This is a genomic window from Exiguobacterium sp. BRG2 (assembly GCF_031844245.1).
Classification (GTDB): domain Bacteria; phylum Bacillota; class Bacilli; order Exiguobacteriales; family Exiguobacteriaceae; genus Exiguobacterium_A.
Genome location: NZ_JAUZUW010000007.1, coordinates 37163 through 52731, shown reverse-complemented (window position 1 = coordinate 52731; position 15569 = coordinate 37163). Strand labels below are relative to the sequence as shown.

The 15569-nt window shown below is 45.3% G+C and carries 14 protein-coding genes; 5 read left to right on the top strand and 9 right to left on the bottom strand.

Going from position 1 to position 15569, the window contains the following annotated elements:
* Window positions 1-5 precede the first annotated feature (5 nt).
* From Q9R23_RS10405 to Q9R23_RS10375, 7 genes are all read right to left on the bottom strand, one after another.
* The gene (locus Q9R23_RS10405) at window positions 6-1793 is read right to left on the bottom strand and encodes a GGDEF domain-containing protein (RefSeq protein ID WP_290758052.1); all 1788 of its coding nucleotides are present in this window, start codon (window positions 1791-1793) and stop codon (window positions 6-8) included.
* 10 nt (window positions 1794-1803) lie between these two features.
* A complete protein-coding gene (locus tag Q9R23_RS10400; RefSeq protein WP_290758218.1) occupies window positions 1804-3636 on the bottom strand; it encodes a GGDEF domain-containing protein in 1833 nt (610 codons plus the stop codon).
* A gap of 180 nt (window positions 3637-3816) precedes the next feature.
* On the bottom strand, window positions 3817-5718 hold the full coding sequence (locus Q9R23_RS10395) for an ABC-F family ATP-binding cassette domain-containing protein (protein ID WP_214856481.1): 1902 nt from the start codon (window positions 5716-5718) through the stop codon (window positions 3817-3819).
* 1 nt (window position 5719) lies between these two features.
* Window positions 5720-6418 (bottom strand): lysophospholipid acyltransferase family protein, encoded by a 699-nt coding sequence (locus Q9R23_RS10390; protein ID WP_214856482.1) that lies wholly within the window; start codon window positions 6416-6418, stop codon window positions 5720-5722.
* A gap of 78 nt (window positions 6419-6496) precedes the next feature.
* A complete protein-coding gene (locus Q9R23_RS10385) occupies window positions 6497-6754 on the bottom strand; it encodes a hypothetical protein (RefSeq protein WP_023467272.1) in 258 nt (85 codons plus the stop codon).
* A gap of 38 nt (window positions 6755-6792) precedes the next feature.
* On the bottom strand, window positions 6793-7098 hold the full coding sequence (locus tag Q9R23_RS10380; RefSeq protein WP_214856484.1) for a hypothetical protein: 306 nt from the start codon (window positions 7096-7098) through the stop codon (window positions 6793-6795).
* Between the two features lie 125 nt (window positions 7099-7223).
* On the bottom strand, window positions 7224-7391 hold the full coding sequence (locus Q9R23_RS10375) for a hypothetical protein (protein ID WP_023467274.1): 168 nt from the start codon (window positions 7389-7391) through the stop codon (window positions 7224-7226).
* A 233-nt stretch (window positions 7392-7624) separates the two neighbouring features.
* On the opposite strand from Q9R23_RS10375, the gene Q9R23_RS10370 reads away from it, so the two are divergent.
* The 5 genes from Q9R23_RS10370 to map all read left to right on the top strand — a co-directional run bounded on the left by Q9R23_RS10370 (window position 7625) and on the right by map (window position 12782).
* The gene (locus tag Q9R23_RS10370; protein WP_214856486.1) at window positions 7625-8479 is read left to right on the top strand and encodes a CvfB family protein; all 855 of its coding nucleotides are present in this window, start codon (window positions 7625-7627) and stop codon (window positions 8477-8479) included.
* Window positions 8480-8811: 332 nt separating this feature from the next.
* A complete protein-coding gene (gene cshA, locus Q9R23_RS10365) occupies window positions 8812-10371 on the top strand; it encodes a degradosome RNA helicase CshA (protein WP_214856487.1) in 1560 nt (519 codons plus the stop codon).
* A 106-nt stretch (window positions 10372-10477) separates the two neighbouring features.
* Window positions 10478-10744 (top strand): hypothetical protein, encoded by a 267-nt coding sequence (locus Q9R23_RS10360; RefSeq protein WP_311247005.1) that lies wholly within the window; start codon window positions 10478-10480, stop codon window positions 10742-10744.
* 72 nt (window positions 10745-10816) lie between these two features.
* Entirely contained in the window at window positions 10817-12007 is a 1191-nt protein-coding gene (locus Q9R23_RS10355; protein ID WP_311247004.1) for an EAL-associated domain-containing protein, read from the top strand.
* Between the two features lie 13 nt (window positions 12008-12020).
* Window positions 12021-12782, top strand: a complete 762-nt coding sequence (gene map / locus Q9R23_RS10350) for a type I methionyl aminopeptidase (protein WP_023467279.1) — start codon at window positions 12021-12023, stop codon at window positions 12780-12782.
* A 293-nt stretch (window positions 12783-13075) separates the two neighbouring features.
* Here the strand turns inward: map and menC are convergent, their stop codons facing one another.
* Together menC and menE are read right to left on the bottom strand one after the other, a co-directional pair.
* Entirely contained in the window at window positions 13076-14146 is a 1071-nt protein-coding gene (menC, locus tag Q9R23_RS10345; protein ID WP_290758036.1) for an o-succinylbenzoate synthase, read from the bottom strand.
* Window positions 14143-15525 (bottom strand): o-succinylbenzoate--CoA ligase, encoded by a 1383-nt coding sequence (gene menE, locus Q9R23_RS10340; RefSeq protein ID WP_311247003.1) that lies wholly within the window; start codon window positions 15523-15525, stop codon window positions 14143-14145. The genes menC and menE overlap by 4 nt, the downstream gene beginning before the upstream one ends.
* Between the last annotated feature and the right edge of the window lie 44 nt (window positions 15526-15569).

Here is a 15569-nt window from a genome sequence, read left to right as displayed (position 1 = left end):
TTTTTTCATGGGTCCGCTCGATATAAAGCGACATCATTCTTATCCCGATGTTTCACGCGATACATGGCAAGATCGGCTTGCTTTAAACATGTATCAAGATCGGCCTCATGACACGCTGTCACTCCGATGCTTGCGGAAACGAATAAAGATTGTCCTTTGTAGACATAGGGACGTCTTAAAAATTGTAAAAAGGATTTACATTTTCGGCGTAAGGAGAGTTCATCATCGGCTTGTAAAAGGATCGCGAATTCATCTCCACCGAGTCGATACACGGATTCCGAAGAACTTGTATGTTCGCTCAATCGCTTCGCAACTTCAATTAATACATAATCTCCTGCCTCGTGACCATACGTATCATTTACTTGCTTAAATCCATCTAAATCGACTAAGGCAAGATAATTCTTATCGGAGAGTCGATTTGAGAAATCTCGTTCTAAGGAACGACGGTTTCCGATATTAGTCAAAGCATCATGATAGGCATGGTATTCGATTCTCTTTTGACGAATTTTGCTTTCCGTGACATCATGTAAAATCGTGAATCGTCCCATCGAGGTAGCGGCAATTTGAATTGGAATATCAATGATTTCATAGCGTCGACTTTGTTCATCCTCATACTCATCAACGTTCGTTTCGAGCATCTCTAACAAATGACGCATCGTACGAGGAACATGTTCAATCGTCATATCTGGCAAATGAAACAGACGTTGGGCAGCTAAATTCGCGTACAGCGCAGTGCCGGACTGATCGAGTCGAATCATCGGATCAGGATGACCGAGGAAGAGTGGAATGACCTGTTGTTCACTATCTTGGATTTGTTGTTTTCGATGTTCGATGCGTGAAGCGAGTTGTTCATTTCGTTCATGTAATTGTGCGACAATCAACCCATGTTGACGGGCGATCAAGATTTGTCGAACGATTAGTAGGAATAAGATGATAAAGATGTCGAGTTTTCCACCTTCTTGTTCCACCATGTAGTGGATGAACAAAGGGATGGCCAGTAAAGGAAGCCACGAACGGGGAATGACCGTCGTCCGAGCAGTTCCTTCTTCAATATGATCAACATGCCATAGAATAGCTGCGCTTTGCGCCAAACGAATCAATATCGGGAAGAACACCAGATAATTCGCTGAAAAATCAGGGAAGTAGACACTAGAGACTTCATAGATACCACGAATGAAAATGGATAAGAATAATAGAAATAAGGCCATCCGTGATACCCAATGTATTTCTTGGATGAACGTAAAATAGAAAAAAACGAACAAACCGAGTGATGTGTTCGTAATGACGATGATGGCATAAGGAACAGTCTGAAGCCCAGGGTTCGTCAGTTCATTGAGGACATGGAATGCGACAAGTCCAATGAAAATGACGATAATCGCGGCATCAACGAAAGCAAGTACATGTTGTCCGAGTGTTCGTTTTGTGATGATTCGGTAAAAAATCGCGTATAAGAATACGTAATGGGATATTGAAAATAAAATCAGGCTATAAATAGATGGAATTGGAAAGTCTGAATAGACAAAACGTAATGTCTCAAAAATGGAACCGATATAGGATAAAACCAGTGATCCTAAAGCAATCAGCCAGAAATTTCGTCTGGGTACGACTAATATTTGTTCCTTACGATAAGCCGTAAGGATGAAGTAAGCGATCAACCCAAGTGATACATACTGAAGTACCTGTTCGACAATCCCATTAGAGATGGAAGGAGTCCATGTAGTAAGGATCATTAGAATAAAAGAGATGACGAGCATGGCAGGGAACCAACGGATGAAGTAGTTTGATTTAAGCACGGGATCCCTCCTAACGTTTGATGTGGACAGCGAACATATAGTTATTTTTCTCGTTCTTCTTGATCTGGTACATGGCTTCGTCTGCCCGAATCAATAACTGTTCTGAACTCTTACCGTCTTCAGGGTATAAGGAAATTCCGATAGATGGTGTGATACGAAGCGTATACGTGTTGATATAGAATGGATAATTTAGGATTTCGAGAACGTGTTCGGCAAACTGTCGAGTTTCCGAGGCAGATGCCTGAATGAAGATCAAGAATTCATCTCCACCAAGGCGTGCGACGAGATCAGTTGACGTCATCATTGATTGAAGACGCGTTGCTGTTTCTTGTAGCAGTAAATCACCGACATCATGTCCATAAGTGTCATTGATTTGTTTGAATCCGTCCAAATCTATGAATAATAAGGAGCCATAATCTAGCGTTGGCAGAGTTAGATAGAGTTGCTCCTCGAAGTAACGCCGGTTTGGTAAACGAGTGAGTGAGTCATGGTATCCCATACGTTCTAGCCATACTTCCTGTTGATAGTCTTCTGTGACATCCGCTAAGACGACGAAATAGCGTTGCTGATGTGGAATATCGATGATTGTCGTATTCAAAAAGGTTTCTGGATGTTCCTCCGTAGCAGGTACATGTAGGAGGTGAGCAGGATAGGTCGACTGCTTTTGTTGAAGCAACGGGATGAGCCGATCAAGTTGACGGCGTTGACTCGGTCCGAGCGGTAAATCATTCCATCCTGCTTCTGCAGCGGCTGGATTGACGGATCGAATCTGATACATGTCATCGATTTCAAAAACGATTTCTGGATAAGACAAAAAAAGTGACGTCAGTTCTTTTTCACGCAACTGTAGCAACTCTGTTTTTTGATGAACGATGTCTTCTAGATTCGTTTGTAATGCCGTTGTTTCCTGTAACAACCGAAGATTTTCCCGGTATGAAAAAAGCTGTCGTGTTAAAAATAATAAAAACGTAATACCAATAGACAATAAGAAGAAGGTTCGAGAGACAGGGAAAAACGTAATATAAAGAATTAGCGCAGATAATAAGATGTAAACCAACAGAGAACGCGTAAGTGTCTCGACTCGAATGAGATTTGCTTGCTCCTCACGACTAATGGGAAGTGTACGTGTGTTCAGAAAGGCGATGAGGAACAGACCGCTAAGTGGATATAGCGGAAGCAATAGACCCGATATTTGCGGTTCACCGTTTAATAACAAGGTATAAAACACGAAGTTCGTCATGCCGAGAATGAATGTTCCGAGGACAAGAAAGATAAATCCTGATCGTGATACGTTCCGTCTTAACCCAGACGCGTAGAGTAAAAAAAAGAAAAGCGTCAACAAAATTGTCAAGAAGGCATAAAGTGTCCAACTGATTTGCTCGAGTGTCGTTCGCGTATAAGAGGGAACAAAGCGGAAAATAGCGATATATCCAGCAATCATTGAAACAGCGAATAAAGTCAAGGAATCAAGAATCAATAACTTTTGTTTTTTGAATAATGTCAAATCTAATTGTCGGAAAAAGAAAAGGACCATCATTGTCAAATGAATCGTATAAGGTAAATCCAGCAAGACGTTCAAATTGACATCGTTCCATTGAAAGAAACGTCCAATCATATTCAGGAAATCGCCCAAAAAATAAGAGAAGAAAGCGATGGATAACCACTTGTACGGAAGGGAAGGTTGTTTGAAAGCCGTCGATCGACTAAATAAGAAAATCATGAAAGAACCGCTTAAACTAATGACTGCCGAGAGTTGTAACGAAAGATCTTGTGGCAATAGCCAGAGCAGTATGTAAGTAATGACTAAGTAGAATGCGACGATAGGGTAGATGTTTTGAACCATCCGTTTCACCGAAACTCCTCCTTTCGCAAGCCTTCCTCCAAAACGAAATATGCTATAACATTACCCGATATCTAATATGAATTCACATTTATTTTCATAATTAAAAATAAAAGTAAGAGATGTTTTCTATTTCATAAAAAAAGCGGAGCTCTTCTAAGTGAAGAACTCCGTTTATCGGATTTATTGATGAGATTGGCGATGATTTTCAAATGCCTCGATTTTTTCAGAAAGATATGTCCAATATTCCATTCGCTCGTCAAGCGTCGCTTTGGTCTTTTCGATGGCTTGATACAATTCATTGACCTTTCCGAGATCACTTCCTGCTGAAGCGAGATCAGCCTCTAATTGCTCTAGTTCAACTTCACTCTCTTCAATTTGTTGCTCAATGATAGCCCAATCTTGTTGTTCCTGATAACTTAGTTTCTTTGGCGTCTCTGTTTTTGGTGCTGTAGCAACCTCTGCCGTTTTTTCAACGACGATTGAGGGAACGGATGCTGCCATTTGCTCAAGATAGTCTGTATATTGTCCGTAATAAAAAATGATTTTTCCATCTTCAAATGCAATCAGGCGATCGACGACCCGATCGAGGAAGTAGCGATCATGACTGACTGTGATGACAGTACCTGGGAATGATTCTAAATAATCTTCTAGTACGGATAAGGTCTCGGTATCCAAGTCGTTCGTCGGCTCATCAAGGAAGAGGACGTTCGGTTCTTCCATCAAAATCGTTAACAATTTCAGACGTCGCTTTTCGCCACCAGAAAGCTTGCCGATTTGTTTATATTGTGCTTCCGGTTTAAAGAGAAATTGTTCGAGCATCTGACTTGCTGTGATCTCCTCACCGGCGAGTGTCGTAATGACTTTTGCGATCCGTTCGACCTCATCGATGACGCGGCGTTCGGGATGCGTGAATTCGGCGAATTGACCGTAAAAACCAATCTTCACCGTTTCGCCGTGAATGATCTCACCCGTTGTTGGCTCTAAGCGTTTCGCGAGAATTGAAAGAAGTGTCGATTTTCCACTACCGTTTCGACCAACGATGCCATACCGCTCTTTGCGTCCGATCAGAGCGTCAAACGATTCAAAAAGTGTCCGTTCACCAAATCGGTGCGAGACGTCATATGCTTCAATGACTTTCTTGCCGAGGCGGGTCGAACCGACCTGTACTTCAAGTGTCGCTTCTTCTTCCTCATACGAAAGGTCTTGTAAAGCATCCACGCGCTGGATCCGGGCTTTTTGTTTCGTCGTCCGTGCTTTTGCTCCGCGACGCAACCAAGCGAGTTCGCGACGGAGGATGTTTTGACGTTTTTCCTCCATAGAAGCCGTCCGTTCACGACGTTCGGCACGTTTTTCAAGAAACGATTCATAGTTTCCGACATAGAAATAAGCTGTTCCATTTGCGATCTCCATCATATGATTCGTGACACGATTCAAGAAATAGCGATCATGAGTGATTAGTAGAATCGCACCACGGTATTCCTTGATTTGAGTCTCAAGCCAGCTGATCGTCTCGGCATCAAGTTCGTTCGTCGGCTCATCAAGCAGGAGGAGATCGGCTTCATCGAGTAAGGCTTCAGCGAGTCCGACACGCTTTCGTTGTCCTCCGGAAAGAGAGCCGATCAACGCGTTCAAGTCGAGGATGCCGAGTTTGTTTAAGATCATTTTTAAACGCGATTCCGTGTCCCACGCTTGCGCGGCATCAACCTCGGTTTGCGCCGTGATGAAGCGGTTGAGTAACGTCTCACTTGTCGGATCGTGTTCGAGCGCTAGTCGTGCCGTTTCGTAGTGGCGCAACGCGTTGATCGTTGGTGTGTCACCCGACAGGAGTACTTCCATGACAGTCCGATCTTCCGGATAATCGGTCGTTTGCGATAGCAAACGGATCCGATAATCATTTGGATGATGGATCGTACCAGCATCTGCTGTTTCTTTGCCTGCTAGAATGTGCAGGAGGGTCGATTTACCGGTACCGTTGACGCCAATGATACCGATCCGGTCACCAGGAGAGACGGAAAACGTGACATCTTCGAAGACAATTTTATCGGCAAATTCTTTTTTGAGATTTTCTACTTTCATTAACATATTAGACACCTTCTACAATCTGTTTGATTTGATGTTCGACCGTCTGGACGAGTTCTTTCTGTGTCATCGTGCTCGGGTCAATCGACGGCAAAATCGTGACTTCGACTGTAGCCGGACGGATCTTACCCGTTTCCTCCATGACACGATAACTACCTGAAATCGCGACTGGTACGACGCGTGCGCCACTTGATGTCGCAAGGGTAAAACTTCCTGCTTTGAATTCCGCCATCGGTCCGCCTTTTGAACGTGTTCCTTCTGGGAAGATGATCATTGATTGTCCGTCCTTGATCGTGTCGACACCAGAGCGGATCGCTTTTAGTGATTGGCGTCGGTCTTTTCGGTCAATCATGACACACCCCATCAGATTCATCCAGACATTAACGATTGGAATTTTATTCACTTCGATTTTTGAGATGAATGCTTTTGGTTTATCGATTTTTCCAAGTAGAATCGGAACATCGAAGTTTCCTTGGTGATTCGAGATGAACACGACAGGTTCATTTGCCGGGATATGTTCATGCCCCGTCACATGGACACGAACGCCAGCGAGTCGGAGGAGAGAGTTCGCCCAGGCGCTCGCTACACGCTGAACGAATGCGTAGCGCACGAGATGTGTTCGACGTTTTGCGGTTGGTAAAAACGGTAAGGTACAGGGTAAGACAAGTCCAAAATAAATGAACCAAATGACAGTGCGGATCATGGTAAAGTGACAACTCCTTTTTTCATTGCTGATGTTATTGTACAAAAAAAGACCAGGTGTCGCACCCGGTCTCCATGATTATTCCCAGTAACGAGGCTCAGATTCCTCTTCGCTTTCTCCAAGTTCGAAAGTGAGGCGACGTGTCGTCGGATCAACGGAGAACGTAGCGTTCGTGTTGTCAATCTGTTTGATTTCCATCGTCTCTTCATCCAAGATGAGAGTCAAGCGGACCTTATCTTCGTGATCTACGAGCAGTACGCCATCTTCCTTCAACCATAAGTCGATGACAGGTGAGTAGCGGAGTGTCCAACCGTTTGATAAAGGGATTTCGTTCATAATGAATCTGTTCCTCCTAGGTGATGAAATCGTGTTCTTTATTTATCATGCTGGTCTGTTCCGGAGAATGCAAGTGGTGTACTCGAATCTCGATTAGGATAGGCAATTTGAAAAGACTGTTCTCGTTTTTTCATGCGTTCGTACTGTTTTTTGACGCGACGGTATTGAATGTATTCAATGTAAGTCAGATAGGACGTACGGAGTAACTGTCGAATCGATGATAACGATAGGCAAATCGCTAACGTAAAGACGAAAACACCAATCGAACTTGTATAATAACCGGTAACAAAACTTAAGTATGTAGTGATGAGACCCGCAATCGTCGTGAATAAGTAGAAGAGCACGTCCGTTTCCTCCTCAAAATTAAAATATAGGTGTGTTCATCTAATTCGAGGTTGAACTTGATTTTCCTTTATCGTCCTGTAAATGTCCGGAAAAAATAAAAAAATCCACACGGAAGGTGTAGATTTTAAGGGCGATCGATTTGCTGAAGCGCTGGTGTCTTCGGAGTCATATCTGTACTGTTTGATCCTTCTGCAAAAACGATTCCAATCGTAGCAAGGAAAGCAAAAAATGCAAAAACCAATGTTTTCGTGAAGCGTCGAGCGAACGAACGCGATTGAATATTATGAAACATTTTTATCCCCCATATTTACCTAAACTAAACCTTCTTTTTCCTGTTATTTAATCATATATCTTTTTTTCAAAAAAATCACGCAAATGTGTTTCGTTCACAAATATGTCACAACTGTCATCGTGGGGTCGATTTCAGAGGTGAACAGAAAAAGAGTATAGTATGGTAGGGAAAGAACAGAAGGATGGTTCGAATGAACTTAAACCAATTCAAATAGAGAGAGGAGATGACCCGAAATGGGATTACGCGCAGGACAGGTTGTCACATTAAAAGTAGAACGTGAAGCAGAGTTCGGAGTGTTTTTGACAGATGGAAATGAAGATGTGTTGTTGCATAACAATGAACAGACACAAAAAGTAGCTCTTGATGATGAAGTAGAAGTCTTCTTGTATCAAGATAATGAAGGACGTTTGGCATCATCGATGACGATTCCAGAAGCTTCATTTGAGGACTACGTCAAGACGACGATCAATGGGACACGCTATAACACAGGAGTGTTCGCGAATATCGGGATTCAAAAAGATGTTCTTGTCTCACTTGACGATTTGCCGCAACGTCGGATGTTCTGGCCGGAAGAAGGCGATCAACTTTTCATTCGTCTAAAACATGATCAAAAGCTTCGTTTACTCGGAGACCCTGCACCATATGCTTACTTCAACTTACGAGCGAAGCCAGCTCCAGAAGAATGGAACAACATGGACGTCGAAGGTCTCGTCTTCTCACAACGCGAACCAGGCGTCAACGTCTGGGTCAACGATCAGTCAATCGGATTCTTGCATGAACGCGAGATGGAACGTTGGCCGCGTCTTGGAGAAGTCTTGAAATTACGAGTGACAAATGTAAAACCAGATGGTACAGTATTACTTTCAGCACGACCACGTGCCTTTGAAGCCATTGATACAGACGCGGAGTTGATTCTGAACCATCTACTTGAACATGATGGTCAGATGCCGTATGGTGATAAGACAGCTCCCGAGACGATCGATGAAGTATTCGGTCTCAGTAAGGCAGCATTCAAACGAGCGCTCGGTCGCCTGTTGAAAGATAAAAAAATAGAAAAAAATGAAACGGGTATTCGGTTGACGCAATAATCAAACCGAGTAAGCCTGCGTTTCGAATAGATAGTAAGGAATTCATCATTTTGGTGGTTGCGGCTGGTTTGATTACCGGCGACCATTTACTGAATATACCCCATCACTAGTGGGGGCACGCGATGACGTTCATCGCACGGTCCGGGCACTTCGCCTTTCCCTCGCCCTTATGGCAACGATTATGATGGTGACTTCCCTAAACATTATTATGAGAGAAACCACTCTATCTTTATGGGATAGATTCTGTTATAATAGGTAGTCGATTGTATTCGTTACGGTAGCGTCTGTTTAGTGGCAGACGCTTTTCATATGACAAAGGAGAGTATTTAGCATTGACAACATTTCGTGAATTAAATCTTAGTGAGGCACTTATCAAAGGTGTCCTAAAAATGGGCTTTGAAGAAGCAACACCAATCCAAGCAGAAACAATTCCAGTCGGACTCAGCGGCGTTGACTTAATTGGTCAAGCACAAACAGGTACTGGTAAAACTGCAGCATTCGGTATTCCAACAATCGAGCGTCTTGACGCAAAATCACGCAACATCCAAGCGTTGATCCTTGCTCCGACACGTGAGCTTGCAATCCAAGTAGCTGAAGAATTGAACCGGATCGGTGAAGTAAAACGCGTTCATGCACTTCCTGTTTACGGCGGTCAGCAAATCGATCGTCAAATCCGTGCACTTCGCAAAAATCCACAAATCGTCGTTGCAACACCAGGACGTTTGATGGACCACATGAACCGTAAGACGTTGAACCTCGATCACGTTCAAACGGTCATCCTTGACGAGGCAGATGAGATGTTGAACATGGGATTCGTCGAAGACATCGAGAAAATCCTCGGTGCACTTCCTGAAACTCGTCAAACACTCTTGTTCTCAGCAACGATGCCACCACAAATTCGTAAAATCGCAGATCGTTTCATGACGACTCCGACACACATCAAAGTCAAGGCGAAAGAAATGACAGTTGAGAACATCGAGCAGTCATTCATCGAATTGAAAGAAAGCCAAAAATTCGACGTCCTTTGCCGTTTGATCGATACGGATTCTCCGGAACTTTCAATCATCTTCGGTCGTACGAAAAAACGTGTTGACGAAATGACTGAAGGTTTGATCCAACGTGGATACACAGCTGACGGTTTACACGGTGACTTAACACAAGCAAAACGTGACCAAGTCATCCGTCGTTTCAAAAAAGGAACGATCGATATCCTCGTCGCGACAGACGTTGCAGCACGTGGTCTTGATATCTCTGGTGTCACACACGTCTATAACTTCGACGTCCCACAAGATCCAGAAAGCTACGTTCACCGGATCGGTCGTACAGGTCGTGCTGGTAAAACAGGATCGGCTGTCACATTTGTTACACCACGTGAATTCGGTCAAATTAAAACAATCGAACGTGTCACGAACAAAAAAATGTCACGTCGTCATGCACCAACACTTGATGAAATCTTAGAAGGCAACTTGAAGCTTGCTGCACAAGAACTCATTAAACGTGTTGAAGCAAAAGACTCAAAAGAATATACGACACTTGCACAAGAACTCTTAGAAGAGTACGAAGCAGTAGAACTTCTTTCAGCAGCACTTAAAGGATTGACGAAAGAGCCGGATGCAACACCAGTCCAAATCTCTTCAATCGAACCAATCCGCGTGAAACGTTTCGGTAGCAACGGTGGTGGAAACCGTCGTCCTTACGGAAACAAAGGTGGAAGTGGAAGCGGCAACCGCAGTGGCGGATACCGCGGAAACAACCCGCGTGGTGGCGATCGTCGTGAAGGTGGTCGTTCATCTTCTTCATCAGATCGTCGTGAAGGCGGTTATGCTGGACGTAGCAACCGTAGCGAAAGCGATCGTAACCGTGGTGGACGCAAACCACGTTTTGAAAAGTAAACGATTCGAACCGATTTGTCACAGACAAGTCGGTTCTTTTTTATGATTTATCTAAGCGGTCATGATAAAATGAGCCATGAACGATAGGGAGAGGGCTGAATCATTCGTGTATACCATTTATGTAGCAGCATCCGTCTGTCTCGTTGCACTGATCGTCGCGACGAAAAAGATTTGTGAGCGGACGACAAAAGGACATTTTCGTTATATTCCGTTAGCGACCTTATTATTTGGTGGCATCATCTTTCTTGTGCTGGCCATTGGTAAGGGCGGGGCTGTTGGGATTCAATACGGTGTCCTGAGTATCATCTACTTGACGGCGACATTCGGTGTGTATTTGTATATCTCAATGCGGAAAGATACGACGTTATCGTAAAACAGGGGCTCTCTCGTTACAGAGAGGCTCCTTTTTTGTTAAGATAGAACAAGAGTACAAGGGGGGAATAGAATGGACGCATTAGATGTCATCGTTCATCCCGAAGAGATAGAGGCGTGGTTTCAACCGATCGTAGGCGCTGCCCCTTTTAAGGTGGAAGGGTATGAAATCCAGTCCCATTTTCGTGGAGAACCGTTAAAACCATTTTTTCAGGAAGATGATGTTCCGATCGAGTATCAGCTCGAAGTCATGGGACATGTCGTCCGTCAAGCATTCCAAAAAGTACCCTCCGATACACAAGCGTTCATCCTGATCCGTTGTCGTCCGGCTTGGTTGTTTGAGAACGGTGGGGAAGATTTCTTGCATGTTTTACGTACGGTCGACTCGTCGTTTCCAAAAGAACGGATGTATGTTACTTTGACGGATGTTCAAGTCGATGATTTTGATCGTCTGGGCCGGATCGTCGCGTACTATCAGAATTCTGGACTGAAGGTAGCGCTGGATCGCGCGGAAGCAACGAGTCTCGAACGCGTCTTTTCGATGTCGCCGGATATGTTGATCGTCGATCTATCTTCAATGATTGAGAAAAAGACCGTCTCAGCATCGTATCCGCATCTCTTACAGACGATGGAGCACCTTTGTGATCAGCTTGGAGCGCCACTTTTGTATAAAAACATCAGTCATCTTGGTCAACTTCGATATGCGTGGCAGCATGGTGGACGCTATTATATGGGGAATCTTTTAGGAGAGGCTGCGCCGGAATGGGTCATGACTTGTCCTGGAATGGAGGTCTTGATCCATGAAGTCCCGATGTTCTATAAATATGATCGGGAACAGATGAATCGCCTGTTCCAACTGGAGCAAGACTGGACAGTTCGATTTAATGAGTATTGTCAGTCCTTGAAATCGGAGCAAGATCTCGATCAATGGCTGCTAATGCTCGCCCGGAAGATGGAGCCGGAATTCATCCGGTTTTACATCACGGACGCGAATGGCTTCCAACAGTCTTCGAATGTCAGTAAAAAGAGTGGCGAGTGGAAACTGTATTCCTTCTACAAGGGATACAACTGGAGTTTTCGTCCTTACTTTATCCGGACGACGGTAGCGATGGAGAGACGGCATAGCGGATATCTGTCGGAACGGTACGTCGACTTCAGCTCGAGTGAACAAACGCGGACGTTTAGTATGCCGCTCAGCAATGGCATGTTCTTATTTGCGGATATCTCCGCAGATTATCTATACAAAGAACGATTGAGTGAATGAGGAGGAAATGAAAGTGTTAGATTATGATTATGAAGCATTACGAGAAATTGGACGCATCGTCGCGATGGCGCGAGACGAGATGGCGGATGCCGTCAAACCAGGAATCACGACAAAGGAACTTGATGACATCGGAGCACGTATTCTGAAGGAGCAGGGAGCAGAATCTGCCCCGATCGTCATGTATGATTTTCCGGGAGCGACATGTATCAGTGTCAACGATATCGCAGCACACGGTATTCCCGGTAAATATGTCATTCAAGAAGGGGATATTGTTAATGTCGATGTCTCAGCTGTGAAGAATGGCTACTATTCGGATACGGGGAAAACAGTCATCGCAGGAGAAGCAAAACGTCCGGAAGATGTCCGACTCGTTGAAGTATCATTGACGGCGCTTGAAAAAGGACTCGAGAAGGTCAAAGCCGGAACGAAGGTCAATCAGATCGGAAAAGCGATCTATGCTGAAACGCGTAAGAGTGGTTTCACCGTCATCCGTAACTTAGCGGGGCATGGTCTCGGGAAGACACTTCATGGTGAGCCGGAATCCATCTCGAACTACTTCAATCGTGAAGAAAACGATCTGCTGAAGGAAGGGCAAGTCATTGCTGTCGAGACGTTCATTTCAACAGGAGACGAGTTCTGTATCGAAGATGAGCGGGATGGCTGGACGTTATACACACCAAATCGGAGCCTTGTCTCACAGTTTGAGCACACTGTCGTCGTCTTAAAGGACGGGTATGAGATTTTGACGAAAGTCGAAGGCAAAGAATCGTTCTAAGAAAAGCTCATATAGTAAAACACGAGAAGGGGGCTGACTCAAAAGTCAGTTTCCACAAAAGTAAGGGTGGCAGAATGATAATCTGCCACCCTTATCTCATAACAAAAAGAATGACGCGTTTCACGCAACTCCTACAGGAAAAAGCGCATCTTTGCGCTGTCAGAGACAAACAAGACCCGCTTTCCTGCTTGAATAAGGCAGGAAAGCTGGCTTGTGTCTCGCCTGAGGAAAGGGCGTGAAAAGACGCGTCATTCTTTTTTGAGTCAGCCTCCTTTTTCGTCGTAGTGCTCCTATTATAAGGATATCCGGGACGTTGCCAATTTGTTTAACTGTGATTCGGATACGGCTGGAGCGGAATAACGAATGTGTCCGTGTTCGACATGATACGGGGTCTCGAGCAAATCTTCTTCAAAATAATCCTCCGTACTTGCCATATCGATCGGATAAGCGAGCCCTGGAAGTGTCGCGAAAGCAAGGGTCTGACGACGTCCGATGCCGCTCTCGAACATCCCTCCGAGCCAGTAGGGCGCTTTTGTTCGAAGGGACAAAGCGTTCGTCAGCCCACCGACACGTGCCGGCTTGATATTCAGAATCTGACCAGCGTGAAGCGTCTTCATCAAATCGGCATCCGCTGGAGCGACGATGGATTCATCTAGACAAATCGGTGTCTGCAAGAGTTTAGCGAGACGTTGATGTCCGGACCAATCCGACGCTACGAGCGGTTGTTCCATCATAACGAGACCGAATGAATCCCAATGCTGTAATAAAGGAAAGTCTGCTTCTATGAAGCTGCCGTTAGCGTCAAACATCAAGGGCGCATCAGGGAAAGCCGCACGTACTTGCTCAAGAACGACAGTATCCGTCGGAGCGAGCTTCAGCTTGATCCGTCCATATCCGGAGGCGATCGCTTGTCCGACGGCTTCGACGGTCTGCGTTGCAGAAGCCCGTCCGAGTGCTTTCCCGCAAGGTACGAGGGATGATTCATCACCTCCGAGATACGTAGCGAGCGATTGTCCGGAAGCTGCTGCGAATAATTCATAAATCGCTCCTTCAAACATCGCTTTTGCCATCGGATTGCCTTGCACGATGCGGAAGCGGTGCGTGACATCTGCTGGATGATGGAGCGGTTGGTCAAGTAACTGGTACAGCAGTGAAGCGATTCCTTGCAGAGAATGTTGTGTTTCGGACGTATACCACGGTGTATCAAACGCGACTCCTTCCCCGTAACCGATTCTTCCTTCCGAATCGGTCAGGCGCAAAATCGTCGTCCGGCGTACTGTCAACGTCGAGAGTGCTGTTTGCATCGGACGACGAAAGACGAGTGGTACATCGAACAATTCGGCAGACCGGAGGGTGATGCTCATAATGACTCCTTCAGTTGTTTCCGCAATAATTTACCGTTCGCATTGCGTGGCAAAACGCTATGATAGATGTAATCAACCGGACATTTATATTTGGCGAGCAATTGACTGATTTCCGTTCGGATGATGGCTTCATCGAGTGAACTTACGATGAAGGCAACCGGAACTTGTCCCCATTTAGCATCGAATCGTCCGACGACACCTGCTTCTTGAATCCCATCAATCGAGAGAAGTGCTGATTCGACCTCAGCCGGGTAAATATTTTCCCCACCTGAGATGATGAGATCACTTCGACGATCGAGGACATACAGGTATCCATCGGCGTCCAAACGTCCTAAGTCACCAGTCTTGAAAAAACCGTCTGCTGTAAAGGCGTCTGCCGTTTTCTCTTCATCATGAAAATAGCCTTTCATGATTGTCGGTCCTTTGACTTCGATTTCTTGGTGGCGCGTGATGCGGATTTGCGTCGGATAAATGGCTTGTCCAGCTGATCCGATTTTTCGTAAGGCATCCTCAGGCAGAAGAGTCGCGATTTGAGAAGCTGTTTCCGTCATCCCATATGTCTGCATGACGGGAATATTGCGGTCGAGTGCACGCGTCAGAATCGGTAATGGAACAGGACCACCCCCTGTCAGTACGACGCGAAGCGCGTGACGACGTAGTCCGGCTTCGAGCAACCGATCAAGCATGACTGAGACGAGTGAGACATGTGTAATTTTTTCCGTCGTAATCCAGTGTAAGGCGCGTTCTGGTGAAAAATGTGGCTCGAGAATGATCGGTACTCCATAGATGACCGCTCGATAGACGACGGCTAACCCACTCATATGAAACAGTGGTGTGACAATCAAAAAACGATCCTCTAACAGTGATCCGATATGACGAGCGGCATTCGTCGCACTCGAGAAATGATTCAACATCGTTTGTTCCACAGCTTTCGGATGTCCGGTCGTACCACTCGTAAAGAGCATTGATTGGACGTATTGTTTAGGCATATGGCGTATTAACAGATCGGGTGCTTCTTTTTCATAAGAAAAAGCTCGACACGGAATCGCTGTATCGAGTATCCGGTCTGTTACGACGAGCCGCACATCTGCCTGTTTGAATTGGCGCAGCACTTCATTTTGCGTTAGTCGAGTGTTGATCGGGACGACGGTTAATTCAAGCAATTGAGCAGCGTGAAGAGCGACGATATACTGTGCACTGGATGGACCGTAAAGAGCAATCCGGTCTCCGCGTGTCACGATCGTCGCCCACGTACTCGCCAAACGATGCGCGCGTGCATATAGTTCAGACCACGTCCAACGCTCCGTTTCCGTAATGAGCGCGATGTCATCCGGTTGCTCTTTTGCCCGTGTATAGATCCAAGGATACAAAATAGTCACTTCCTTTTTGATGAATATACGAAAAAGGTTCAATGTCGTAAGAC

Coding starts and splice junctions, on each gene's coding strand:
- Q9R23_RS10355 (WP_311247004.1), top strand. CDS start 10,817: ATGGACGCATTAGATGTCATCGTTCATCCCGAAGAGATAGAGGCGTGG.
- menC (WP_290758036.1), bottom strand. CDS start 14,146: ATGAGCATCACCCTCCGGTCTGCCGAATTGTTCGATGTACCACTCGTC.
- Q9R23_RS10395 (WP_214856481.1), bottom strand. CDS start 5,718: ATGTTAATGAAAGTAGAAAATCTCAAAAAAGAATTTGCCGATAAAATT.
- Q9R23_RS10400 (WP_290758218.1), bottom strand. CDS start 3,636: ATGGTTCAAAACATCTACCCTATCGTCGCATTCTACTTAGTCATTACT.
- Q9R23_RS10375 (WP_023467274.1), bottom strand. CDS start 7,391: ATGTTTCATAATATTCAATCGCGTTCGTTCGCTCGACGCTTCACGAAA.
- Q9R23_RS10385 (WP_023467272.1), bottom strand. CDS start 6,754: ATGAACGAAATCCCTTTATCAAACGGTTGGACACTCCGCTACTCACCT.
- Q9R23_RS10390 (WP_214856482.1), bottom strand. CDS start 6,418: ATGATCCGCACTGTCATTTGGTTCATTTATTTTGGACTTGTCTTACCC.
- Q9R23_RS10370 (WP_214856486.1), top strand. CDS start 7,625: ATGGGATTACGCGCAGGACAGGTTGTCACATTAAAAGTAGAACGTGAA.